Consider the following 26705-nt stretch of genomic DNA (forward strand, 5'->3'; position numbering starts at 1 on the left):
ATTGCTATAGCCCCTGCAAAAGTCAACCAATCAAATCCTTATACCTTTCGCCAAAAAGCAGATCTAAAATCTTTAGCCTTTCCGTAGCTGGTATATCCTTGAGGATTTCCTTCATGATGACCCTTGCCAGCTTATCTGAATCATGCCTTACTAAATCCGAAAGATTTACAAGGTCAGCCTTATGTATTTTTACACCCAGCTGCCTAAAAACTCTTTCGTCTAATATTACCGGATAGGCCCCCTTTAATCTATACCTCTCTGCGTGGCTTTTGGGAATACTGCCTGTATTTACTATTACCTTATCAATTCTTAGCTGTGGGACATTAGCCTTTATTGCTTTTACATGCTCAGCTGCTGTAAAATAATCTGTTTCCCCTGGCTGTGTCATTACATTACATACATAATACACCTGGGAGCTGCTTTTACTTACAGCATCTGCAATCCCTTTGATTAATAGATTGGGAATTATGCTGGTATAGAGGCTCCCCGGCCCTATAATAACAGCGTCTGCCTCTTGAATAGCCTTTAGGGTCTCCCCAACAGGCTCACAATCCTCCGGGACAAGCTGAATTCGTACAATTTTACCTGGATGCTTGACTATTTCTGTTTCACCTAGAACATCCGAACCATCATCCATTTGGGCCTTTAAAATAACATTACTTAATGTAGACGGTAGGACAGTACCTCTCACTGCCAAAACCTTACTTAATTCTTGAAGTGACTTGTTCATATCACCAGTAAGATCTGTCATGGCTGCCAGGAGCAGGTTGCCCAGGTTACGTCCTTCTAAACCCTTCCCCCTGGAAAAACGATAGTTGAACAAATCCTCCAGAAGGCTGTCACCGTCTGCCAGGGCCATCAGGTTGTTTCTTAGGTCCCCTGGCGGTAATATGCCAAGCTCTCCCCTTAGCTTTCCAGAGCAGCCCCCATCATCTGTTACAGTAACAATGGCTGTAATGTTGCTTGTATAGTGTTTTAAGCCCCTGAGCAGGACTGACAATCCAGTTCCCCCACCAATGACTACTATCTTGGGCCCTCTTTTTAACTGCCTTTTTTCATAGATTACCTCTACCAGACGAGTCTCGTTATATGGAATAATAACATTTAATATGGACTTGGCACCCTTTTTAAGTGAAAAGGAGATCATAAATAAGCCAAGTATAATAAAGAATACACCTGCAATCATAACTGAACTGTAGGAAATATATTGTTCTTCCAAGAACCTGCCAATGAAGAATAAAAAGGTCCACCATTTTGCTTCAAGTATTAAGGCCAGGCCCCATGAGGATAATATCACTCCAATCAAGGCAAGAAGCAGCCAACGCTTGACCCTTAAGCCAGGATATAACCATTTAAAATTTGTTTTAAACCAACCCATTAAATACCTCCTGAACCCTTATCAAGATCTCTATGTTTAGTGATTACCCTGCAATCAAAATCATTAAAGCATAATGAAAGGTGATTAGCAATTGCCACTGATCTATGCCTGCCTCCAGTACAGCCAATGGCTATAACCAGCTGACTTTTTCCTTCTTTTTTATAATGAGGTATAAGAAAATGAAGAAGACTGCAGTATTTTTGCAGAAATTCCTGGGTCACTTCATTTTTTATTACATATTCCTTTACCTTCTCATCATGTCCGGATAAGGGGCGCAATCCCATGTCATAATGAGGGTTTGGGATAAATCTAACATCAACTACAAGGTCGGCATCCATTGGTATGCCATATTTAAAACCGAAGGACATTACCGTTACCGGCAGCTTATCCATTTCACCACTAAATATATTAGATATCTGCCCCTTTAACTGGTTTGTGGACATATCAGAGGTGTCCAAAATAATCTCTGCTCTGCTCTTAAGATGGGCAAGTATTTTTCGTTCTTGAATAATACCCTCCATTATGTCTACAGGTGATAAGGGATGTGCTCTCCTGGTTTCCTTAAATCTCCTTATTAATACTTCATTGGAAGCGTCAAGAAAAAGGGTTCTGTATTTTAGACCCCTTTTATCCAAGCAGGCCAATGCCTTATCCAGGCTGTCAAAAAACTTTCCTCCCCTGATATCCATGACTAAAGCTACCTTATCAATACTTTCAGCCTTTTCTAATTCCTCTAAAAGCTTTGGAACTAAAGATGGAGGTAGGTTGTCAATACAAAAAAAACTGAGGTCCTCCAAACAACGAATGGCTTGTGTTTTCCCAGCTCCAGATAATCCAGTAACAATTATTAATTGCAGCTTATCTAACTTCATTTTTTTCACCTAATTTAAAAGATTTTTGATCTGCCCCTTGTCTATACCTGCCTTCATTGCTATTTCAAGGCCAGGCTCTAAATTACCCACAGTTTCTGTAAAGTGGGCATCGCTATTAATAACAAATTCTACCCCCTTCAGGGCTGCAACCTTTAATTCCTCAGGTGTTTGATACAGGTGACCGCAGTTTATCTCATATGCCACATCATTTCGCGCACAAGCCCTTGCAACCTCACTAATATCAATGGGCATGCCCAGTCCGGGATGACTGATGGCAAAGGGCTTATGCTTGACACAGGCTTCGACCAGGGTCTTGGTATTGAAATTAGTCACCTGACTATTACCTACCTTTAAAAACTGCCTGGCCTGGTTTTTTAGGACCAGGTTCCAGTAATTGGCCAGTGAGTTTGCATACACAAAGGGGTGAAGACCAATTATCAGCAGGTCTAACCTTTCATAAATTTCAGGAGGCACATCAATCTCCCCTGCTTCGCCAAGAATATTTGCCTCTACTCCGCTTAAAACCTTAAAATCCTCCAGGCTTTCATTTATGTCCCTTATTTTGCGAGCTGCTTCCAGGAGTTTTTCCAAACTTTTTAATCCGCCGGCAATATTTCCAGGGCCATGGTCAGTAATTGCTATTTCCCTTAACCCTTTACTTTTTGCTGCAGCTATCATTTCATCAATGGTGGCCCTGCCATCACTATAGTTTGAGTGGGTATGGTAATCGCCAGTAAATTTCGCCATCTAGTTACTCCCTTTCATGTTTTTTATGACCTTGCTCATGGTTCAAAGTTGCAAGTCTTGTGCTGCAGGATACAGGTTACTTCCTGCCTCTTGAATGCAAATACAAGTGAATCTCATGAACTGATCTGTTGATAATCTGGTTCTCCCCCAGTCCCACCTTTGACACAAGCTCAACTGCTGATGTAAAATCACCTACCTGCTCAGCCCAATGGGCATCACTACCAACAGCTACCTTTATCCCATGCTCTGCTGCTTTTTCAGCAATAGCCAGGCAGTTGCAGTAGCTGCCTGCCCGGGAGGTGCCTAAAGAGCTGTTGTTAATTTCTAAAAGCATTCCACTTTCCTTGCAGGCCAGAACTATTTCAGTGGGATCAACCTTAAATTCAGGATTTCCGGGATGAACTATCATATCTATTAACGGATTATTAATGGCATTTATCATGGCCCTGGTATTTTCAACAACTGTGCCAGAAGGAGAGCAGTAGGTATGAAAGCCGGCAAGAACAATATCCAGCTTATTTGCAACCTCTTCTGGAATGTCAATATTGCCTTGCTTATCTATAATATTAGCCTCTACACCTTTTAATATTTCCACACCTAGATAGTTTTTTGGCAAAACCCTAATATTATAAAAATAATACAAATGAGGTGCACCTGGCATTTTGGGGCCATGATCAGTTATTGCAATTAGCTTTAATCCCTTTTTTGCAGCAGCCTGGACATTATCAGCAATGGTACTATAAGCGTGGCCGCTTGCTACAGAATGGACATGCAGGTCAGCTTCAAATTTCACTTAAAACCACCTCTTATCATAACTTATTAACACAACCTCATATTTATCTTTATTTATTTGAATTGCTTTAGAGAGGTGAGTATGCAAAGCATAGCTGATGGGCACTAGACAAGAACCAGCTTTTCTATAGCTTCAGCAACTCCATCATCATTATTGTTTTTTGTCACATAATCAGCATGTGCTTTTACATGGTCATCAGCATTTGCCATGACCACAGCATAGCCTGCATATTTAAACATTTCTATGTCATTTTCATTATCGCCAATAGCCATAACATTTTTTCTGTCAATGGCTAACCTTTTAACAACTGCAGCTAACCCCTTACCCTTTGTAGCTTCTGGATTTAGTATTTCCAAAAAATGAGGTTGGGAACGGGTAATATATAATCCCCTGTCGGAAAGCTGTTCTCTAATGGTATGCAAAACTTCCTCTTGACCCATGGCTAACAGCTTTATAGGTGAAAATTTTAAGAACTTCAACAGGTCATCAACCTCATGCAGAGGTACATTTACTCTACCGGCGTATTTCTTTGCCCAATAGTCACTCTTTTCCACATAGAGCTTGTCATCAAAGTACACATTAAGCTGGCAGTCAAATTCCCTACAGATTTTCACCACATGCCGGGCCTCTTCTAATGGAAGATTTTTTTCATATAGCACTTCACCATCAAAGGAGTTCTTTACCAGGGCCCCATTATAGGTGATTAAGGGTATATTTATTCCCAGCTTCTGGGCATAGGGATAGGCTGATGCATACATCCTGCCTGTACAAAGGGTTACCTTCACTCCCCTGCTTTCCGCTGTTTTTATTGCCGCTGCCGCCCTTGGCGAGATTTCCAGGTCATTATTCAAGAGAGTACCATCCAGGTCAATTGCTATTAGTTTGAATTCCATATGTTTCCTCCAAGGCATATTTTACGTTTATCTTCTATATATCATAGAGACTTTCCTTCTAAATTATGTAAGATATTTGCCCAGGTATGCCGGACAATTTTAGCTGACCCTTAAGAGAACAGGTTTTTTGGCATATGCTTTGACAAGCCATGGGAAGGATTCTATAATAAAGGCAGGAATTATGTGGTAAAATAGTTTAAATTAGAGGAAAGGGGATTTTACCGTGTATTATAAAAATCTATTGGAGGAAACCTTTAAGGAGCTAAATGTATCCTATTTTGAAAAGGATCTTGGCTACAGCTTTGACCAGCCTTTATCCATCACAATTGCCACACCCCAGACTCATTTTTCATTTAAAACAAAAACCTTAAGACTGGAAAGCACTGATGATTTCTTGTACATGGATTTTGATAATGAATTTTCTTTTAAGACACAGGCACCCTTTGTTAATTTTGCACCCTCCAAAGATAATTTGTTAGTTCGTTTAAGTCATACGAAGTTCTAAAATCTACTTCTGACTTCCGACGTCTGACTTCTGACTTCTGACTTCCGACTTCCGACGTCTGACTTCTGACTTCTGACTTCCGACGTCTGACTTCACCTGCACAGATAGTCATATACCTGCATGGCTGACTTTTTATTCATGCCTTCTACCTGCTCCAGCTCCTGGAGGCTTGCCATCCTTATATTTTCCAGGGAGCCAAATCTGTTTAGAAGGGCCTTTTTTCTCTTGGGACCTATGCCGGGAATCTCATCTAAAAGCGAGCGAAAGCTGTCCTTGCTTCTCAACTGCCTGTGGTACGTAATGGCAAAGCGGTGGGCTTCGTCTCTGATCCTTTGCAGCAGATATAAGGCCTCAGAGTTTTCCGGAAGCCTTATTGGCTCCTGTTCATTTTCAGTAAATAAAAGCTCCTCTTTTTTTGCAATGCCAAAGGCAGGTATGCTGGCAAAGCCCAATAGCTTCATAACATCCCTGGCAGCACTTAACTGGCCCTTTCCTCCATCTATTAAAACCAGGTCAGGAAGAGCAGCGGCCCCAGCTCCCCTTTTAAATCTGCGATAAAGCATTTCCTGGAGAGATGCATAATCATTTGCTCCTTCAACAGTATTAATTTTAAACCTTCTGTATTCATCAGTTAAGGGCTTGCCCTTTTCAAAGACCACCATGGAGCCTACAGTACTTGTACCCTGGATATTTGAAATATCATAGCACTCAATCCTAATTGGCAGGGTTGTAAGCTTTAGATATTCCTTTAATTGTAAAATGGCTTCCCCATCGGCAAGCTTCTTCTTTTGTCTGGAAAGCTGGGCTTCCTCTAAAAGCAGCAGGGCATTTCTGCCAACCATTTCCAAAAGCTTTAGCTTTTCACCCATCTGCGGAACCTGAACTACAACCCTAATACTGGCCTTTTCCTTCAGCCACTGTTCTATTACATCCTTATCCTCAATGGGCTCCTGAAGCAGTATTTTTCTAGGAATATCTGCTACCCTGCTGTAATACTGCTTGACAAAGATGGTCATTACTTCACTCCTGCTGAGACTATCTGTACCATCCAGGAAAAAATGCTCTCTGCCCACAACCTTGCCGTTGCGAATAAAGAAAACCTGAACACATACCTCATTGCTTCCCCTGGCAAAGGCTATCACATCCTGATCCTCCTCAGCTGCATTAACAATCTTTTGCTTCTCAAGAACCTTCTCTACAGCCTTGATCTGGTCCCGCAGCTCACCTGCCTTTTCATATTGGAGGTTCTCCGCAGCCTTGAGCATTTTTTCTTGAAGGTTTTTGATTAGCCTTTCCTGCTTTCCCTCTAAAAAATTCATAATCTCATTTATCATATCCTTGTAATCGGCAGCCGAAACATTTCCCGCACAGGGGGCCAAACATCTTTTAATATGATAGTTTAAGCAGGCCCTCTGCTGTTTTTCAAAGCTTTTACATGTACGTATGGGGAAAAGCCTTCGTAAAAGCCTGATTGTTTCATGGAGAGAGCCAGCACTGGTATAGGGGCCATAGTACTTTGCCCCATCCTTTTTTACCCTGCGGGTGGTAACAATCCTTGGATAGGCCTCGTCCAGGGTAATCTTTATATATGGATAGGTTTTATCATCCTTTAAAAAAACATTGTATTTGGGTCTGTGTTTCTTTATTAAATTGCACTCAAGTATTAGCGCCTCTACCTCTGTGTCAGTAACAATATAGTCTATATCCTTGATATGGCGCACCAGGGCCGAAACCTTGACCGAAGCATTACCATCCCTGAAGTAGCTTCGTACACGACTCCTCAGGGAGGAAGCCTTGCCAACATAGATAATCTTTTCTTCTTCTGACAGCATTAAATATACTCCAGGCTTATCCGGTAACCGCTTCAGCTTGTCCTCTATGTCCGTCATTGTAAACCTCCAAAACCTTTTTCAAAAATTGACCTGTATAGGAAGCAGGTGCCTGGGCAACCTCCTCTGGAGTGCCTGTAGCCACAACCAGACCACCCTTGTCTCCTCCGTCAGGCCCTAAATCAATTATATAATCTGCAGTCTTGATAACGTCAAGGTTATGCTCAATAACTAAAACGGTATCTCCATTGTCAGTTAGCTTTTGAAGTACATTTAAAAGCTTGTCAATATCTGCAATATGAAGACCTGTTGTAGGTTCATCTAGAATATACATTGTCTTGCCATTGCTGCGTCTGCTCAGCTCAGTTGCCAGCTTTACCCTTTGGGCCTCGCCTCCTGACAGGGTGGTTGCAGGCTGACCCAGGCGAATATAGCCCAGTCCTACATCCTGCATCGTTTTCAGCTTGCGGTAGATTTTTGGCAGATTTGCAAAAAAATCCGCTGCTTCATCTACAGTCATTGCCAGTACATCTGAAATGGTTTTTCCCTTGAACTTGATTTCCAGGGTCTCTCTGTTGTATCTTTGCCCCTTGCAAACCTCACAGGGAACGTACACATCTGGAAGAAAGTGCATTTCTATTTTTATTATCCCATCACCCTTACAGGCTTCACACCGTCCACCCTTCACGTTAAAGCTAAAACGGCCAGGTTTGTAACCCCTTGCCCGGGCATCAGAGGTCTGGGAAAAGATATCCCTTATTCCATCAAATACTCCAGTATAGGTAGCAGGGTTTGAGCGTGGAGTTCTCCCTATTGGAGACTGGTCAATATCAATTACCTTATCCAGGTGTTTAATGCCTGAAATTTCTTTATGCTTTCCAGGCTTGGCCTTGGCATTATGAAGGGAGCTCACCAGTTTTTTATATAGTATTTCATTGATCAATGTACTTTTACCACTACCGGATACACCTGTTACACAGGTAAATAATCCCAGGGGTATTTCCACATCTATTTTCTTTAGGTTATTCTCTTCAGCACCCTTGATAATAATGCGCTTTCCATTGCCTACCCGTCTAACAGGGGGTATATAAATCTGCTTAACTCCATTTAAATACTGACCTGTAATGGATTCCTCACAGGCCATGATGTTATCAATGGTACCTGCAGCTACTATTCTTCCGCCATGAGCACCTGCCCCGGGGCCAATATCCAAGATATAGTCAGCCTCACGAATGGTATCCTCATCGTGCTCTACAACAATTAATGTATTGCCTATATCCCGTAAATGCTTAAGGGTCTTCAGCAGTCTCTGATTATCCTTTTGATGCAGGCCAATACTTGGCTCATCAAGTATGTATAAAACTCCAACCAGACTTGATCCTATCTGAGTTGCAAGTCTAATCCTCTGGGCTTCACCCCCTGATAAAGTACCTGCTGCCCTATCCAGAGTAAGATAATCCAGACCTACATTGACCATAAAGGAAAGGCGTTCCTGAATCTCCTTGATAACCTGCTGGGCAATGATTCTCTCCCTTTCAGTAAAGTCTACAGACTTTAAGAATTTCAGTGCTTCTGCAACTGACAGCTGGGTGAATTCATATATATTCTTATCCTTTATTAAAACTGATAGGGATTCTTTTCTAAGCCTTGACCCCCTGCAGGCGGGGCAGTGGCTGGTACTCATGTATTCCTCAATCTCTGTCCTAACCCAGTCTGACTGTGATTCCTTATACCTTCTCTCCAGATTCGGAATAACACCTTCAAAGGCAGAGTAATAGGTCTTGTGGGTGCCAAAGCGATTCTTGTATTTAAACTTGATTCTGGTGCCTCTGTCCCCGTATAATACAATATCCCTTTGCTCCTGGGTTAGCTCCTCAAAGGGTATATGAATAGAAAAATCAAAATGCTCGGCTACACTTTCAAGCATTTGCGGATAATAGTTACTTGTTGATTTGCTCCAGGGTATTATGGCACCTTGGGCAATTGATTTCCTCGTATCTGGTACTATTAGGTCTGGGTCAACCTCATTTTTAAAGCCCAGTCCGCTGCAGGCCTGGCAGGCCCCATAGGGGCTGTTAAAGGAAAATGTCCTTGGATTTACCTCTTCAAAACTAATTCCACAATCCATACAGGCAAACTGTTCACTAAAAGTCAATTCCTCACCATCAATTACATCAACCTTTACTATCCCTTCAGCAAGCTTTAAGGAGATTTCTAGTGACTCTGCCAAACGAGCTTCAATTCCTTCCTTAATGACAATTCTATCTACCACCACGTCAATGGTATGCTTTTTATTCTTATCCAGGGTAATCTGATCATCAGCCAGGTTAAAAATCTCGCCATTTACCCTCACCCTGGCAAAGCCATTTTTACGTACTTCTTCAAGGAGCTTAAGATGCTCTCCCTTACGGCCCCTTACGAGAGGTGCTAGAACCTGGATTTTTGTTTTTTCTGTCAAAAGCATAAGCTGATCAACCATCTGGCTCACTGTCTGTTGAGATATCGGTTTCCCGCATTCAGGGCAGTGAACCCTCCCCACCCTGGCAAATAGCAGCCTTAAATAGTCATAGATCTCCGTAACAGTTCCCACCGTGCTTCGTGGATTCCTGCTGGTGGTCTTTTGATCTATGGAAATAGCAGGAGACAACCCTTCTATATAATCTACATCTGGTTTATCCATCTGCCCCAGAAACTGCCTGGCATAGGCCGAAAGAGACTCAACATAACGCCTCTGTCCCTCTGCATAGATAGTGTCAAAGGCCAGGGATGACTTACCCGACCCGCTTAGTCCTGTAATTACCACCAGCTTATCTCTTGGTATCTCCACATCTATATTTTTCAAGTTATGAACCCTTGCACCTTTTACAATTAGTTTTTCCTTTGCCATGATTTACACCGCCAATTTCCCTTTTTATCCTTATCTGAGTGTAATTAGTAATTATTATTATTTACACATAAAAATTATAACACTTGTTCCTTGGCGAGGCAATATAAGCCCAAGTTAACATATTTATCAACCAGCAAATATTAATACATGATAATTATGCCAAATGCTGCTAAAAAATGCAGGATTTTAGCAAATTATGGCGAATTGGTTTTAGTTAAAAAAATAAAATGAATAAATGTATCTACAAAGTCTACAATAACTACATTTTATGAGGAGGATAGAGAAAGGTTGGTGAGGATGTTAGATAAAAAGGTACAGTTAGAAAGGAGTAAGCAAATTGAACAAAGACAACAAGAAAAAACAAAACAAACAAACTGGCTCACGAATGTCAATTAAAGCAAAATTGATAGTATCGTTATTATTTATTGTATTAATCTTCGTGGCCTCATCAACTTTTAACTATAACCAGCTCCAGAAAATTGAAACTAACCTGGAGGAACTCAATCAAAAAACCCTAATCTCCAGGTATGCAACTGACCTGGCTGTCGCCAACAAGGAAGCCTATGAATGTTTTGCAGAGCTCTATGTATTTAATAATTTAGATGCGGAAAGAAACTTTAGAAATGCACAAATGAAGTTTAATTCTACCCTCAACGCTTTAAAAAGCCGGGTAGATCCTGAACAAGTATCTCAACTTGAAACAATTGGAACCATCTTCAATAATATGGCAAATCTTTTTGAAAACAGCTTGCTGCCTGCATATCACGAGGGCAATGATTTTACCATGGTTTATGCTATAGAATCAGCCAGGCAAATTATGAGGGATTTAAACATTACCATTAATAATTTAAATTCCCAAAGTCAGTCAGTGTATGCCTTTAGCAGCATGGCAATACAGGGAGTCATTGCAGAAACAACCAGTTACTCTCTCAAGGGTCTGGGAATAGTTATTATATTAGTATCTATAATTTCCGTAATACTCTACTCATCAATTAACAAGCCTATAAAAAATATGATTGCTCTCAGCAACCAGATTGCCAATGGGGATTTGACAGCAGAATTCAGCCAGCATAAGGGCAAGGGAGAAGTTGCAAAATTCATGGCAGCATTTAAAAATATGCAGGACAATCTTAGAGGTCTGGTAAAAAAAGTTTTGGAAATTGCCGAACAGGTTGACACAAGCAGTTCTCAACTAGCTTCAAATGCAGAGGAAACAAGCCAATCAGCTTCACAGGTTGCCGTTACTGTATCAGAGTTGGCTCAAGGCTCTCAGGAACAGCAAAACCTTGTGAATGAGGCTGTTGATTTTATTAACAAGACAGCTGAAAGCATTGCCCTGGTTAATGATAAATCCAGGCAGATGGCTGAAGGCACAGAAAAGGTGATTACCAAGGCCCAAAGTGGAAAAGAAATCATGGAAGAAATGATTTCTCAAATGCAGGCAATAAGTGCTCGTGTAAATTCATCAGCTAGTTCAGTGACAGAGCTCAAGGAGCATTCAAAACAGATCAGCAGCTTTGTGGCAATTATTACTGCTATAGCTGAACAAACAAATTTGCTTGCTTTAAATGCAGCAATTGAAGCTGCAAGGGCAGGGGATCAGGGCAGGGGCTTCGCTGTGGTTGCCGAAGAAGTACGCAAGCTTGCCGAACAATCCAATGATGCTGCCGGAGAAATTGGAGCCATTGTACAAAAGATTCATCAAGAAACTGATTCAGCTGTTTCATCAATGCAGGAAAGCACCCAGGAAGTAACAGAAGGCTCTCAGATAGCTAATGAATCTGGAAAACAGTTTAATGACATTTTCAATGAAGTTAATAACCTTGTCTATTATATAAAGGAAGTCGAATCCATTGCAGCTAAAATAAATACTGACAGCAACCATATGATTGAATCAGTTAATAACATATCCGCAATTACCCAGGAAAATTCTGCAGGCCTGGAAGAGGTGTCAGCTACTACCCAGGAGCAAACGGCAAGCGTTGAAGAGGTGTCCTCTGCTGCTGTACAGTTAGCTGAACTATCCAAGAAGCTTCAGGAGGCTGTCAATAGGTTTAAGATTTAAGGATATTGTTTTATTAACGAAACTGTAGGGAAAATCAAAATCAATAATAATATGAATATGTAAATACTTAAGGGCTGTTTAACAAATGTTTGTGAACAGCCCTTTGAATATTTTTCAATGGTTTTTTAAATAATAGATTTATAAAAGTTTTGTTAAAGGGAGTTTTAATATGATTTATTTCCTTACATTTATTGCTTTAATACTCATATTTAGCACAGGCTTATGGCTTTGGATGAATAGAACTAATGCCCCTGTTCTTCGAAAGATGGTAGACGAAGATGTTCAGCAGGAATTAGATGATAGACAGGAGTTAAGTGAACAAATACTACCTGATGAACCAGAGGTTAATGCCAAAGACAATAGGGATTATTTAAAAGACAAAAGCTAGCCTTATAATGTGACACGGGCCAGCCTTTAAGCCGAGCCTAGACCTTTACTTATAACACTCCTGATATAAGGAACTGCCAATAGAACAAAAGAGTAAATTAGTCCCCAGCCAAAAATCAAGAGAAAGAAAGAGCAAAGAATTAAAGAAAAGACTCCAATAATTCTCTTGTTAACTGAAGTATTTATTTTTATGTAGGCCAGTATGCTTAATAAATAAAGCATTAAGAAGTTCTGACTGACAATTTTCACAAAAAAGGCCAGGGGTATGTTCATTACTCCTATGAGTAGTATTGTTATTCCCCCTGCAGCAAGAATAAAGGCAAGTGAATATCTAGGAACACCCCTGGAATTATTTATTTTCCCAAAGAATACAGGCAAACTTCCTGACCTTCCGCCTGCAAATATTAATCGTGAGGTTCCCCAGACCCATGCATTTCCATTAATTATTATAATTAAAAAGCTTACCAGTCCAATCCACACCTCAAGGCCTGAGCCTACTGAAACTCTAAACATTTCTGCAATAGGTGCCTGAACAGTTTCAGGAGCAGATTGGTTTAGAAGCCCCACTGCATTAACACTGATTCCAAGATAGAGGATCATGATTATCACAAAGCTGATGAACATGCTCTTTGGAAAATCCCTTGCGGGATTCTTAAACTCCTCAGCTATAAAGGACATATTTTCCCATCCAAGAAAAGCCCAAAAGATTAGTGCCATTGCCTCCCATATTCCAAAGATTCCAAATTGGAACTCATATGCACCAGGATTGGCAGCTGCCTTTGGCAGGCCAATGACGACCACTGCAAATAGAAGAATAACCAGACTTACAACTGAAAGGTTTTGAACACTGCTGCTAAACCTTGAACCATTCCAGTTTAGCCCTACAGTAAAAAGGACAATAAAAAAGCCTGCCAGCAGGGTAGTGGTATAAGAAAGACTAAAGGAATATGCCAGGTAGTTTGCGCCTATTAGTGCAAGGGTTGGAATGCCAACAGGAACGCTTCCAATGACTAGATAGGTTGCCCCCTGGGCAAGGGTTTTGCCAAAGGCGTTATTCACAAAACCAGCAACTCCATCTGCAGCAGGAAATTTAACTGTCAAATCGGCAAAAATCAAGATAAAGGGGATTGTAAACAAACCCATTAAAATCCAGGCAATTATGGAATCTGCACCAGATATTGAATAAACAAGTCCAGGTAAAAGCAGTAATCCCGACCCTATAATAGATCCTATTGCTAAAGCCACACTATCAAATAATCCAAGATTCTTCCTAAGCTGATTCAATGCTACCCCTTCTTTCAAATATATACAGTCAAAAAAAATAGCCTAACAATATACGTAGACATAGCTTAATGCATGGGTCACTCCTTGCAAAAGTATGGGGACACACCTTTATTCCTGCCTTGCCCTGAAAATTGAGGTGTGTCCCTGTATCCCGGATATTTCCGTAATTTTACTTTTCCATAATGGAGCACTGGGCGCCGCATTCTGAACATTTCTGCTTCAAGGCTCCTACTGGAGGCTCACCTTTTATGCCTTTAACAAGCTCCATGATTTTCTCAACTTCCTGATCTTCCCCTTCAACCACCATTACAACTGACCCTTCTGATCCGCCAACACCCCCAGCTGAAATACAGTATGCATCAATATCTGCCAGGATTTCCAGGGCTTCTATTTCAGTAAGTGGCAGGCCATAGGTCACAGGCATCAGGCCAACTCGCATGCCGATAGCCTTGTCAAAGGTTTTAATTCCGGAAACATTAGCAGCCAGATTCACATCAGGAATCATCTTTTCCAGCCCAACCGGCATAATTAAATGGCTTCCCCTTGCAACTATAATGGGTAATGCCTTCCCAATTGTGCCTCCTACAGGATTAGCAAGGAGTACTCCTACAACTCCAGCATTGTCAATTGCATTGCCGCCCTTTATGAAAACATCCCCTGCTTCCATTTTTTCAACTGCTTCTGCCCAGCTCATGGGGCTTTTTTCTCCCTTTACGAGAACCACAGGAGCAATACGCTCCTTTTCAGGTGTTACACATTGTCTTCCCCTTGTAATTACTCCGGCTGTATACCTGACCTTATCCACCTTTTCTCCTGTTAATTCCTCCAGGACAAAGGCATTGGTTGTTCCTCCCCCTATAATTATCATGCCATTTTGCATGGCGTTTTGTACCTCAGGAAGAAGAGCAACTGCTTTTGCCAACAGTCTTTTTGATTCTGAAGATGTAAGTGTAAATACGGCTTTCATTATGTAATATACCTCCTTTAATTAGCTGGGACTAGCAAACAAAACAGAGGAAGTCCCTTTGTCCTGTTTTATCTTGTTAGAGTTGCTGCTGCAGATCAAAGATAATGTCCCTTAATTGAGCTGCCCTTTCAAAGTCCAGCCTTGAAGCAGCATCCTTCATTTCTTTCTCCATTTGCTGTATTAAATCCTTTATTTCATGTTTTGCCATTTTGTTAATTTTCTGTTTGGTCAGATATTGGGCCTTATCTTCTGCTACCCTTGAAACCTCTAATACCTTTCTTATCTCTTTTCTTACTGTTTCAGGTGTTATATTATGTTTTCTGTTAAAATCCATTTGTATGTTCCTTCTTCTTTCTGTTTCATCTATGGCCCTTTGCATTGAACCAGTAATTTTGTCTGCATACATAATAACCTCACCATCTATATTGCGTGCAGCCCTGCCTATTGTTTGGATTAATGACCTGTCTGACCTTAAAAAACCTTCCTTGTCTGCGTCTAAAATTGCAACTAAAGACACCTCAGGCAAGTCCAGGCCTTCTCTTAACAGGTTTATGCCTACCAGGACGTCAAACTCTCCAAGACGGAGGTCCCTGATAATTTCCATCCTTTCAATTGTATCAATATCTGAGTGCATATACCTGACCTTGACACCCAATTCCTTAAAGTAATCTGTTAGGTCTTCAGCCATTCTTTTTGTCAGGGTGGTAACAAGAACTCTCTGGTTTTTCCTTATCCTTTTCTTGATTTCGGCAAATAAATCATCCATCTGGCCTTTAATTGGTCGTACTGAAATAACTGGGTCCACCAGTCCAGTAGGCCTGATTATTTGTTCCACAGTCTGCTGGGTGTGTTTTAGCTCATAAGGCCCTGGTGTTGCTGATACATAAACCACCTGGTTAATTTTTTCTTCAAATTCAGCAAACCGTAAAGGCCTATTGTCTAAAGCCGAGGGCAGCCTGAATCCGTGCTCAACAAGGGTTTTCTTACGGGAGTAATCTCCTTCATACATGCCGCCTATTTGGGGAACAGAAACATGGGATTCATCTATCACCAGGAGAAAGTCCTTTGGAAAGTAGTCAATTAATGTAAAGGGCGGCTCTCCTGGTGCCTTCCCGATAAGATGTCTTGAATAATTTTCAATCCCTGAGCAAAAGCCTATTTCCTGCAGCATTTCCAGGTCATATCTGGTTCTCTGCTCCAGCCTTTGTGCCTCCACCAGTTTATTGCTATCCCTTAGCTCCTTGAGCCTATGTTCAAGCTCTGCCTCTATTCTCTTAATTGCTTCCTTGAGCTTGTCCCCTTCTGTAACATAGTGACTGGCAGGAAATATTGATATATGGCTTCTTTGAGAAAGAACTTCTCCTGTCAGGGTATCTATTTCAAGAATTCGCTCAATTTCATCTCCAAACAGCTCTACTCTAATAGCTTTATCTGTAAAGGAAGCTGGAAATATCTCAATGACATCACCACGGACCCTAAAGCTGCCCCTGTGGAAATCATAATCATTTCTATCATATTGGATATCCACTAGTTTTCTTAAGATTTTATCTCTATCATATTCTGCGCCCTCACGCAGTGAAAGAACCAGGTTTTTGTAGTCAATTGGGGAACCTAATCCATAAATACATGAGACACTGGCCACAATAATAACGTCATCTCTCTCAAAAAGGGCACTTGTGGCTGAGTGGCGCATTTTATCTATTTCATCATTTAAAGAGCTGTCTTTTTCAATATAAGTGTCCGTATGAGGAATATATGCCTCAGGCTGATAATAGTCATAATAGCTGACAAAATATTCAACACTGTTCTCAGGAAAAAATTCCTTAAATTCACTGCACAGCTGGGCAGCCAGTATTTTATTATGGGCCATAACCAGGGTTGGCTTCTTGATTCTTTCTATAACCTTGGCCATTGTATAGGTTTTCCCGGTACCTGTTGCACCAAGAAGTATTTGATGCTTGATGTTTTTTTGGATACCATCTACCAGCTCCTCAATAGCCCTTGGCTGGTCTCCCTTTGGAGTATATTCTGAAACAACCTTGAAGGGTCTCATGCCTATACCCACCTCCTTCTCTAGTGTCCTAATTAGTTATATCTAATTTTTCATGAGGCGCATACCATTTATTATTACTAAAAGTGCAGCTCCCGTATCAGCAAAGATGGCCATCCAAAGGGTTGCATTACCTGTAAGGGCAAGGGCTATAAAAACCGCCTTAATTGCCAGGGAAAAGATAATGTTTTCCTTAATGACCCTGACAGTCCTCTTGCTGAGCTTTACAACATAGGGAACCCTGCTGATATCATCTGCCATTAGTGCAATATCTGCTGTTTCAATTGCTGTATCCGTACCAATGGTTCCCATGGCTATCCCAATATCAGCAGCAGCCAGGGCCGGAGCATCATTTACACCGTCTCCCACCATGGCAACCTTGCCCAGGGCTTTCATTTTTCTAATATAATCAAGCTTTTCCTGGGGAAGAAGGTCAGCCTCATAGTCTATTCCCATGTCATGGGCAGCCTTCTGAGCAGCCTGTTCATTATCTCCAGTTAACATGACAACCTTGTTTAGTCCCAATTCCTTTAGCTGCCTTACAGTATCCCTGGCCTCTTCTCTAATACTGTCCTCAAAGGTTATTATTCCTTCAATATGGGTTGAGCTGCCAATAATAACAATGGATTTTTCTTTTACCTTATCCTCTATTATTCTACTATACTCTAAATATTTGTCCTGGTCCATTATCTCTTTAAACAGCTTCATGCTGCCGGCATAATAGGTGTTGGCCCCTATATCCCCAGAAATACCCTTGCCTGTATGCTGTTTAAAATTACTTACCCCATGGAGTTCAAGACCTCTATTTTCTGCTTCCCTAACCAGAGCTTGAGCAAGGGGATGTTTGGTCATTTTTTCTAATGATGCAGCAGTGGTTAATAAATGCTCCTCCAGATTGCCTGATAGAATGTGAATACTTTTTACCCTGGGACAACCTTTTGTAAGGGTTCCTGTCTTGTCAAAAGCAACGGCTTTTAATGTGCCTGCTAGCTCTAAATAACTTCCCCCTTTAATGAGAATACCATTGCGGGCTGCATTACCAATTGCAGCCACCAGAGATACTGGAGTAGAGATTACCAGGGCACATGGGCAGGCAATTACTAAAAGCACTAAGCTCGAATAGAACCACTGCTCAAAGGGAAGCCCCAGGATCCATGTGGGTATAATAGTTAACAGCACAGCTCCCATTATTACTACAGGGGTATAATAATTGGCAAATCTATCAACAAGCTGTTGGACAGGTGCCTTTTCATTTTGAGCCTCCTCAACAAGATGAATAATTCTTGCAAGGGTGCTTTCCCTTGATCTTTTTTCCGTTCTTATTTCCAAATACCCGTCTATATTGATGGTTCCAGCAAAAACCTGATATCCAACACTCTTTTCCACTGGAAGGGATTCACCTGTTATTGGAGATTGATCAATGGAAGTGCTGCCCTTAATAATGGTACCATCCACGGGAATTTTATCCCCTGGCCTTACAATGACCACATGGCCTGGCTCAATCTCTGCAACTGGTACAGTCTTCTCTCTGCCATCTTCAATTATTACTGCCTGCTCAGGAGCTAACTCCATCAACTGACTTATGGATCCTCTTGTTTTTTCTAAGGTTCTGCTCTGTAAAGTGTTTCCTATGGAAAATAAGAGCACTACTGCTGCACCCTCAACCCATTCGCCTATTGCTGCTGCACCAAAAACAGCTATAGTCATGAGCACATTCATATCCAGGTTAAAAGACTTCAGGGAGTTAAGAGCATTTCTAAATATATAAAAACCACCCAAAATAATTGCTGCAGAAAATAAATAAATGCTGAGTGCCTCCAGCTTCAAAGCAAATTGAACTACTACTGCAAATAAGAAAAAAATACCTGACACAATTGTTAGGATTAGACGATTATCCTCGTACCACCTGCTGGCTGCTGTTTTACTGTCATTATTTTTCTGTGGCACGACACCGTACCCCATACTTTTGATTAACTTGATTAATTCATGCTCACTAACCTTATGCTCTATAACAACCTTTCCCACATTAAAATTCAATTGGGCAAATAATACTCCCGGGTATTCTGAAATAGCCTTTTCCAATTTTCGTGCACAATCCAAACAATCTAACCCGCTCAGCCTTAATACTGTTTTTTGCAAGCCCATGTCACCTCTTTTTAGCCAGGGGGACGGTTCTCTTGGCTAAAGTTTGCAGCTTTAGCCAAGAGAACCGTCCCCCTGGTTGTATTAGTATATGCATAAAAGGTTGCAATGTCAATTAAAAAAAGATAAAATATAATAACCTTATTTTTACTGGGAGGTATAGTGTGAAAAGAATCCTTTCGAATATCTTTTTAGTATTAGTGTTGATTTTTGTTCCTGCTTGGTCTGTAGGACAGGATACGATAGTTGTAATTGATGGGGAGGGATATATGTTTGATCCCAGTCCTGTAAATGTTGAGGGACGCAAGCTTGTTCCCATGAGACCTTTGTTTGAGGCTTTTGGAGCAAATGTCCACTGGGATAGTGGAACAAATACTGTTATTTGTTATATAGATGACAGTAAAATACATATTTCAATTGAAGGCTATACTGCTGTCATAGATGGCGAGGAAAAGCTTGTAGATGTGCCGGCAAGATTAATTAACGGATCTACCTTTGTTCCCTTAAGATTTATTGGTGAAGCCCTAGGGTATGCTGTAAATTGGGATAATGCAACCAAAACTATTCAAATCTCCATTCCCGGGAATGGTAATGATGATAGTGATATCCTCTACTCAGTTAACGGTATTGCATCATGGTATGGAGGCAAATTCCATGGCAGAAGGACATCAAGTGGGGAGGTTTTTAATCAGCATGAATTTACTGCTGCCCACAGGACCCTTCCCTTTGGTACGCTGGTTAATGTTACCTTTATGGATACTGGTAAAAGTATACAGGTTCGGATCAATGACAGGGGGCCATATGTTCAAGACAGAATCATTGATCTTTCAAGGGCTGCAGCAGAAGCCATTGGTTTACGGCCCCATGGTCTAGGTGAGGTTAGAATTGAAGTACTCTCTAATTAAAATATAAAAACCACCCGTAGTTCACAGTGAACAGGGGTGGTTTATGTTTTATAGGCTGTTGTTACTATTGTATTTCTCTATTTCCTCTTCAAGACTTTTCTGTAAGCCTTCTAGTATTTCATACATCTTGGAGCTATTAGTGGCTTTTGCATATACCCCATGAAGCTTGTCAAGGAATGCCTTTACATCTCTAAAGGTGCGCACTGCTTGATCCTGGGTTAACTCAAACTCCTCCTCAAGGCGTCCCGCCTTTTCAGAAGAACCAACAACAACCTCATGAGCAATACACTCCAGCATATCAACCACCACGTCACCAATTCTTGTGGGCTCCACCAGGTGTGGTGGTGTGCCATGAATTACTGCCACCTTCAATTGTGGTATAACCACCATGTCAAACTTGTTTGGATCAAGGGCACAATGATAAATATCCACATCATAATTTCTTCTATTAGCTTCTTTAACTACCTTTTCAATTAGAGTGGCTTTACCGGTTCCCGGCTGTCCTTTTAAAATAAATCTTTTGGTACACGCAGCAGTAATTTCATTAATAAAATTAACAGAGCCTTCAAAGCTTATGCTGCTTGCAAAAAGATGACGGATCCTTGGACTGGCCTCCTTAAAGATTGCATCTAAAACCTTCTCAGCCTTTTCATCAGCTTTATCAGGTTTTAATCCAGCAGCATAAAGCTTTTCCCAATGATTGTGAATTTCTCTTGCCGTTTTAAGGTAGCGAATACCTTTTTCCATGGCAGTCATCATATTATTTGTCAGCTGTACTATTTCTTCTCTGCACTCATCTAGTACCTCTTTATCCCAGCATTCCTCCAGGTTGATTGTTTGTTCAACCACTCCTGGATACTTTGAGACATACCTATGGGGGTATGTTCCATCAATTACAGCAGTCTTAATGGCCGCAATAATAATTCCATCCACCTTTTTATGATCCATGCCGCACATGATATATTCAACGGGAACTCCCATATTATTCAAATACGCTGCTGTTTTCTTGAGGTAATCAGATTTTATTTCATAGGTTCCACCTGAAAGTATATAAATTTTTCGAAGTCCAGACAAAACTGAATCAGTATAGGAAATAAAACCATCTGCAGTAATAGCCTCAGCAAAAATTGGGACATTTCTTCCACTTGCATTATCCATAAGTCTCTCCCCCTTACTTATGTTGCTTTCTAGTGCCTCACCTCTCCTACCAGCCAGGTTTATCTCCCTTATTGAACTTCTTAACAATATTTTGAATAAATCTTGCCAACATACCCTTGGCAGAAAGTGTGACTTGAGCACTATCTGTAGGCTCAGGTACCGGAATAATACCAAGAGATTTCCCGGGTTTGATCCAAAGGGTCTCACGATATATTCTATTATCGGTACTTTTAACATATTCAATCTCGACAAAATTATAGATGGTTTGCAGCAGGGCTGCCAGGTGGTATCTGTTATCAATCCTCATATTATTAATGGACAAAATAATATCACCACTGCGGATGCCCATTTTCATGGCCGGTGAGCCTTTGACAACATCCAGCAGCCTGACCCCAATCTGCGACGCTACATACAGGGGCTTCCCCTGCATTTGGTTTCTTTTGCCCAGGTAAATGGTCAGCTCGTGGCCCAGGGCACCAAATAAAGCCGGCAGTACTGCCAGGTAAGCATAGTGGGAGGCAATAATTGCAAGTATAAATAAAATAATGCTATACACAGATAAAAGTGCCGCAGTGTGATAGCTTTTCTGCTGGGGATTCATTGTCATGGCAATGTCACCATATCCAAGAGCAGCGATTACAGGCAGCATGGCATAATAGCTTTTTTCAGGATTAATAGGCTCAAAGGATTTGATAAGGGGCCACCAGTCTGGCATTGGTACAGTTTCACCAGCAGGCACCCCTGTAACAACCATAAGGGCAACAATGGGTATGGGCCAGAATTTTTGCAGAGTAAAAGCTCCCACTGTCTCCCCCTTATGATTTTTCGTATAAACAGGCATTGCACCTAAATGACCATTGGCTACTATTAAGAAGCTCTCCACTAAATGTAATATGGCCACTAGACCCATTAAGTGGGCCACCTCAATTTGAGGCCACCCAAACAACAAGTAGCTTAAGGATATGATGCTGCCTGCATAGGAAAAGCACAAGAATCTTGGACTTATCAGGAGCAGTAAGATAGCCACCGCCCATAAATACCCTATACCTATATTGGTAATTGTTATGCCTCCTAGTATCATTAACAAGGCACCAATAACTCCCCCTAGTACGCCATATATAATGGCAACTGTTACCTGCTGCCACACAGTCTCATCCTTTACTCCAAATAATCTTTCCTTATGCCCTGCAATACGCCGATACTGCATGGCTATTAAGAATACAATGACCCAAAAAAATGGAGAAAGCATTAAAAACCCAAAGGATTTTAAAATCATGGGTATTAAGTCAACAATAAAAGAAAATTCCACTATTCTATCACCAACTTTTGCCGAAAGCTTAAATCAGATAGAACTGCAGAACCTGATTTAAGCTTTCAATGTTTTAATATTTTATTCTATAGTCTTTAGTTCTGTTCTATTATCTTCGTTCCTAGTCCTGTTTTTTGTCCTGTTCTTTATCACATTAGTTTAATTGATTTTTGTCTTTATTATTTCAATAGCCTTTTGCAGCTGGGGATCATTAGCTGGGTCTGGGGCATCCTGTAATGCTTCAAAGGTTTCCTCTGGGGTTAAAATAATTTCAATGTCTGGCTCTATTCCCTTTTCATTGATGTCCCTTTCTCCTGGAGTAAGATACCTGGCAGTAGTCAGCTTTAATGCAGCTCCGTCACCTATTGGAAACAGACTCTGGACAAGTCCCTTGCCAAAGGTTTTTTCACCTACTAGTATTCCCACACCTGTATCCTGTATGGCACCTGCCACAATCTCAGAAGCACTTGCACTGCCGGAATTAACAAGGACAACTACCGGTACATCAATGGCAGGGCCCTTTGCCTCAAATGTATTAGTTTTGAATTTGCTGACTATATGAACTACAGGTCCTTCAGGTATAAATTGATCAGCTACCTCTATGGCAGCATGGAGGCTGCCTCCAGGATTGTTTCGCATATCTAGGATAAGGGCTTTAAATCCTTCTGCCCTTAGCTCATCCATGTGTCTCTGGAGCTCCTCACCTGTGTTTTCATTAAACATTGATAGGTTGATATAAGCTATATCGGGCTCTTCAGCAAGTATTTCACCATCAACAGAAGGTATAGTAATAATTTCTCTAATAATGGTTACATCTCTAGGGTCACGGCCTTCTCTATAAATGGTGATTGTTACCTCTGTTCCTGGCTCACCCTGCATCAGGGAAGCAGCAGTTTCCAGTTCCATGTCAGCTGTATTTTCATCATTTATTTTTGTTATGAAATCTCCTGCTGCCACCCCTGCCCTATGGGCTGGAGTTCCTCGAAAGGGAGATACAACAACCAGCCTTCCCTCAGCATCCTTTGTAATTAATAATCCTACACCACCATAAGTTCCACGCATTCTCTCCTGGAGGGTGTCATAGGTGGTTTTATCCAGGTAAACCGAATAAGGGTCCTTAAGGGCCTCAACCATTCCACTTACACTTCCCTCAATCAACTCTCTAGTGCTAATATCTTGTATTGACTGGGATTTTATCAAGGTAAATACTGTAATTACCTGTCCCAGGTTGCCGTGATTAGTAGCTAGGAGATATACAACACTAGTGGATATCAATACTGAAATAACTATTAAAAATATTAGTACACCATACATTATTTTTTTTGCAACTGAATTACTCATATTCCCACCGCCTTGTATAATAGTTTCAAAAGTAAACTGACTTTCTAAAACATCTATAGAGTACCATATTCTATGGTATGTTGATAAGGGATAAATATTATACATAATAAGAAAGCAGCATCCTAATTGTAAGCTAAGATACTGCTTTAGTCTATATAGTATTTTTACACATATTCACATGGAAATATGTAATGAAAATTATTGTTTATCTCAAGTAAGGCCATGGGTTGACGGGATCGCCATTTTCTCTAACCTCAAAATGCATGTGGGGTCCTGTACTTAAGCCGCTAGTTCCGATTTTACCAACCTCCTGGCCTCTGGCAACTATGTCACCCTCCTTAACAGTGATTCTGGAAAGGTGTGGATACATTGATGATACTCCGCCTCCATGGTCAACAACCACTGTCCAGCCATAGCCCCCAAACCAACCTGTATAGATTACCTCACCAACCTCACCTGCTACTGCAGGGCTTCCCATTGGTGCCGAAATATCAATACCTGTATGCATTCTCTGGGTTCTTAGTATTGGATGCACCCTCATGCCATAATCTGAGGTAATCCTGTTATAACCAGGAGTCGGCCAGGCAAATTTACCTGTTGGAGCACTTAACCCACTTCTGCTGCGGCTCAATTGGATTCTACGTATTTCTGCAGCCAGCTTATTTGAGTCCTCCTCAAGCTCAGCCAGGGCCCTTTCAATAACTGACTTTTCCTGGCGAACCTGTGCTAAAAAGTCCTGCTGCTCTTTTTTCTGGGTTTCTAGTTGTGCAAGCTTGGCTTCGCTTTGTTTTTTCAGTAGAACCACATGGTCTCTTTTCTTTTCAAGCTCTTCCTTTTTTTCCTCGGCAATTAAACGCTGTCTATCAATTTCCTCCACCATGTTCATATCTTGCTCTGCTATTTTTTTAAGCAGCTCAAATCTAACTAAAAAATCAGTTATGCTGCTTGATTGGGTTAAAACCTCAAAGAAATTGACGTCACCCCTTTGGTAGATTTGCCTGAGGCGTTCCTTAAATAAATCTACCCTTTCCTGGAGTTCATTTTCAATTTCAATTAATTCTGCTTCTGCCTCTTTGACTAGATCCTCTGCATTTTTAACATTTCTATTTAAGGTAGCAAGTTCTCTTTCCACCTTGGAAAGCTCATTTTCCAGGTGCCTAACCTGATCTGACAGGGAGTTAAACTGTCTCTGTGCTGACTGCAGGGATCTTCTTTCTTCTTCCATCTGCCTTTGAATGACATCCTGCTCTTTCCTAAGCTGATCAAGCTCGTCCGCAGAGGCAGTGCCAAGAGAAGCTACCACAAATAGAACAATTAATACAGCTGCTACAATTTTTTTCAATTCTTCACCCCTCTTTCTGTAATAGTTTAAGTGTGTAATTAATCTATAAGTACATTACCCACGTGGTAATGTTATTGTAATGCTTTAGTAGTTTGATATTTAAAATCGCAGATATCTTCCCAGGGACAAATAGCTCGCCATGCCTCCAAGGAGGGTTCCAATAATCACCAGCAATCCTGCTATATTTAGCAGCAGTTCCTTGTCCTGGATTAAGGGTATAAAGCTTATAGCAGGGGTAATATGCTCCACCAAAACATTGTAACCAAAATATACTGAAGCTGCTGCAATACCTGCACCTATTGCACCCAAAAACATGCCCTCGAGCAAAAAGGGCCAGCGCACAAACCAGTTCGTAGCACCTATATATTTCATAATTGTAATCTCATTGGATCGGGCATAAACAGTGAGCCTAACAGTATTACCAATTAAGAAAATTGCCGCAGCAGCTAATAGGGAGGTCAATCCCAGACCTACCATTCTTACCCAGTATAGCAGTGATAGAACCTTGTCCAGATAATCCTGTCCATAATCTACCTTTTCCACAGGGGGAAGACCGGCAATCCTCTGGGCTACTGCCTTTACAAGCTCAGGGTTGCTAACCTTGACTACGTAAAAGTCCGGCAATGGATTTTCCCCTCCAAGAGTCCAGAGAAGGTCATAACTTCCACCAAACTCCCTGCTTAATTGTTCCAGGCCCTCCTCCTTGGGAACGTATCTCACCTGGGTTACTTGACTGAGATTTTGCAAATAAGTACCCACATTTTCTGCAGTTTCCTTATCTGCGTCACTTTCAAGCCAAACAACAATCTCCAGAGTTGACTCAACATGACCGGAGATCAGATTAATATTCATCATTACTAAAGCAAAAACACCAAATATAAGCAGGGCTATAGCCGTTGTTAAAACCGAAGCTGCACCCATCCACCCATGTCGAAACAGGGACTTTCCGGCCTGCTTAAAGAAGTAAATTATTGTCCTGGGTCTCATTAGGCGTAGCTCCCTTCTCTTTCATCTCTAGCCAGCTTACCATTCTCAAGAGCTACAACTCTTTTATGCATGGAATTCACTATATCCTTATCATGGGTAGCAACAAGCATGGTTGTACCACGATAGTTTATATCTTCCAGTATTTTCATTATTTCTATGGAAGTTTTAGGATCAAGGTTGCCCGTTGGCTCATCTGCCACAAGAATTGGAGGATTGTTAATGATAGCTCTGGCAATTGCAGTTCGCTGCTGCTCTCCCCCAGAAAGCTGTCTTGGAAAGTTTTTAGCTCTATGTGAAATACCTACCTGTTCAAGTACAGGTGGGACCAATCTCATAATATCTCTTTTGCTGTATTGAAGAACTTCCAAAGTAAAGGCTACATTTTCAAAAACCGTTCTATCTGGAAGCAATCTAAAATCCTGGAAAACAATTCCCATGTTTCTGCGCACATAGGGAAGCTCACGTCTTTTTATTCTCACAATATTTTTTCCTGCGATAAATATTTGTCCTTTAGAAGGTATCTCTTCTCTAAATAAAAGGCTCAATAAAGTGGACTTGCCTGCCCCGCTTGGTCCTACAAGAAATAGGAAGTCTCCCTTTTCTACCTTCAAGTTAATATTGTTAAGGGCGGTGGTGCCATTATCATATACCTTGGTCACACTACAAAACTGTATCAATGTTACCACTCCTAGTGCGTCTATTTTATGATTCGTAATAATTTGCTATTTTTTTACCATATATCTAGCCTATTTCGACAAAAAAACCTTAATTCCTTCAGGTAGAAAAAGGTTTGTAAGAAATTGTAACATTCCTATTTAAACATTTAGATTCATTGCTAAAAAAAGGCAATTAAAGTATAATCAT

The 26705-nt window shown here is 41.0% G+C and carries 21 protein-coding genes; 4 read left to right on the plus strand and 17 right to left on the minus strand.

The window, feature by feature from the left end; genetic code table 11:
• Positions 1-22: 22 nt before the first annotated feature.
• From yvcK to K364_RS0110725, 5 genes are all read right to left on the minus strand, one after another.
• A complete protein-coding gene (gene yvcK / locus K364_RS0110705; RefSeq protein ID WP_028308026.1) occupies positions 23-1378 on the minus strand; it encodes a uridine diphosphate-N-acetylglucosamine-binding protein YvcK in 1356 nt (451 codons plus the stop codon).
• Complete coding sequence (gene rapZ / locus K364_RS0110710) at positions 1378-2250, minus strand: RNase adapter RapZ (protein ID WP_156946445.1); 873 nt, start codon at positions 2248-2250, stop codon at positions 1378-1380. The genes yvcK and rapZ overlap by 1 nt, the downstream gene beginning before the upstream one ends.
• A gap of 9 nt (positions 2251-2259) precedes the next feature.
• Positions 2260-2997: a PHP domain-containing protein gene (locus K364_RS23670; protein ID WP_051533962.1), complete on the minus strand. Its 738-nt coding sequence runs from the start codon at positions 2995-2997 to the stop codon at positions 2260-2262.
• Positions 2998-3073: 76 nt separating this feature from the next.
• Positions 3074-3790: a phosphatase gene (locus K364_RS0110720; protein WP_028308028.1), complete on the minus strand. Its 717-nt coding sequence runs from the start codon at positions 3788-3790 to the stop codon at positions 3074-3076.
• Positions 3791-3894: 104 nt separating this feature from the next.
• Entirely contained in the window at positions 3895-4683 is a 789-nt protein-coding gene (locus K364_RS0110725) for a Cof-type HAD-IIB family hydrolase (protein WP_051533963.1), read from the minus strand.
• A 223-nt stretch (positions 4684-4906) separates the two neighbouring features.
• Between K364_RS0110725 and K364_RS0110730 the strand changes: the two genes are divergently transcribed.
• Positions 4907-5188, plus strand: a complete 282-nt coding sequence (locus tag K364_RS0110730; RefSeq protein WP_028308030.1) for a hypothetical protein — start codon at positions 4907-4909, stop codon at positions 5186-5188.
• 92 nt (positions 5189-5280) lie between these two features.
• On the opposite strand, the gene uvrC is transcribed toward K364_RS0110730, so the two are convergent.
• Positions 5281-7077 carry an excinuclease ABC subunit UvrC gene (uvrC, locus tag K364_RS0110735; RefSeq protein ID WP_028308031.1) on the minus strand — a complete coding sequence of 599 codons (1797 nt, stop codon included), beginning with the start codon at positions 7075-7077 and terminating at the stop codon, positions 5281-5283.
• The gene (gene uvrA / locus K364_RS0110740; protein ID WP_028308032.1) at positions 7037-9904 is read right to left on the minus strand and encodes an excinuclease ABC subunit UvrA; all 2868 of its coding nucleotides are present in this window, start codon (positions 9902-9904) and stop codon (positions 7037-7039) included. The genes uvrC and uvrA overlap by 41 nt, the downstream gene beginning before the upstream one ends.
• Before the next feature lie 337 nt (positions 9905-10241).
• On the opposite strand from uvrA, the gene K364_RS0110745 reads away from it, so the two are divergent.
• Positions 10242-11969, plus strand: coding sequence for a methyl-accepting chemotaxis protein (locus K364_RS0110745; RefSeq protein WP_028308033.1), 1728 nt, complete (start codon positions 10242-10244; stop codon positions 11967-11969).
• A gap of 169 nt (positions 11970-12138) precedes the next feature.
• The gene (locus K364_RS0110750) at positions 12139-12357 is read left to right on the plus strand and encodes a hypothetical protein (protein WP_028308034.1); all 219 of its coding nucleotides are present in this window, start codon (positions 12139-12141) and stop codon (positions 12355-12357) included.
• Positions 12358-12383: 26 nt separating this feature from the next.
• On the opposite strand, the gene K364_RS0110755 is transcribed toward K364_RS0110750, so the two are convergent.
• From K364_RS0110755 to K364_RS23675, 4 genes are all read right to left on the minus strand, one after another.
• A complete protein-coding gene (locus tag K364_RS0110755; protein WP_028308035.1) occupies positions 12384-13640 on the minus strand; it encodes an APC family permease in 1257 nt (418 codons plus the stop codon).
• Between the two features lie 169 nt (positions 13641-13809).
• On the minus strand, positions 13810-14607 hold the full coding sequence (locus K364_RS0110760) for a hypothetical protein (protein ID WP_028308036.1): 798 nt from the start codon (positions 14605-14607) through the stop codon (positions 13810-13812).
• A 76-nt stretch (positions 14608-14683) separates the two neighbouring features.
• On the minus strand, positions 14684-16660 hold the full coding sequence (gene uvrB / locus K364_RS0110765; RefSeq protein WP_028308037.1) for an excinuclease ABC subunit UvrB: 1977 nt from the start codon (positions 16658-16660) through the stop codon (positions 14684-14686).
• A gap of 42 nt (positions 16661-16702) precedes the next feature.
• Positions 16703-18796 (minus strand): heavy metal translocating P-type ATPase, encoded by a 2094-nt coding sequence (locus tag K364_RS23675; RefSeq protein ID WP_169734754.1) that lies wholly within the window; start codon positions 18794-18796, stop codon positions 16703-16705.
• Positions 18797-18963: 167 nt separating this feature from the next.
• Here K364_RS23675 and K364_RS25610 point away from each other — a divergent pair, with 167 nt between their 5' ends.
• On the plus strand, positions 18964-19704 hold the full coding sequence (locus tag K364_RS25610) for a septal ring lytic transglycosylase RlpA family protein (RefSeq protein WP_051533965.1): 741 nt from the start codon (positions 18964-18966) through the stop codon (positions 19702-19704).
• A gap of 48 nt (positions 19705-19752) precedes the next feature.
• Here K364_RS25610 and K364_RS23680 read toward each other — a convergent pair whose 3' ends face one another.
• The 6 genes from K364_RS23680 to ftsE form a co-directional block, all read right to left on the minus strand.
• Complete coding sequence (locus K364_RS23680) at positions 19753-20862, minus strand: hypothetical protein (protein ID WP_051533966.1); 1110 nt, start codon at positions 20860-20862, stop codon at positions 19753-19755.
• 46 nt (positions 20863-20908) lie between these two features.
• Positions 20909-22171 carry a PDZ domain-containing protein gene (locus tag K364_RS23685; protein WP_051533967.1) on the minus strand — a complete coding sequence of 421 codons (1263 nt, stop codon included), beginning with the start codon at positions 22169-22171 and terminating at the stop codon, positions 20909-20911.
• 159 nt (positions 22172-22330) lie between these two features.
• Complete coding sequence (locus K364_RS0110790; protein WP_207640844.1) at positions 22331-23512, minus strand: S41 family peptidase; 1182 nt, start codon at positions 23510-23512, stop codon at positions 22331-22333.
• 205 nt (positions 23513-23717) lie between these two features.
• Entirely contained in the window at positions 23718-24854 is a 1137-nt protein-coding gene (locus K364_RS0110795) for a murein hydrolase activator EnvC family protein (RefSeq protein WP_028308040.1), read from the minus strand.
• Between the two features lie 99 nt (positions 24855-24953).
• A complete protein-coding gene (ftsX, locus tag K364_RS0110800) occupies positions 24954-25841 on the minus strand; it encodes a permease-like cell division protein FtsX (RefSeq protein ID WP_028308041.1) in 888 nt (295 codons plus the stop codon).
• On the minus strand, positions 25841-26518 hold the full coding sequence (ftsE, locus tag K364_RS0110805) for a cell division ATP-binding protein FtsE (RefSeq protein WP_028308042.1): 678 nt from the start codon (positions 26516-26518) through the stop codon (positions 25841-25843). The genes ftsX and ftsE overlap by 1 nt, the downstream gene beginning before the upstream one ends.
• Positions 26519-26705: the final 187 nt, after the last annotated feature.

It is taken from the genome of Desulfitibacter alkalitolerans DSM 16504, from assembly GCF_000620305.1.
Classification (GTDB): Bacteria; Bacillota; DSM-16504; order Desulfitibacterales; family Desulfitibacteraceae; genus Desulfitibacter; species Desulfitibacter alkalitolerans.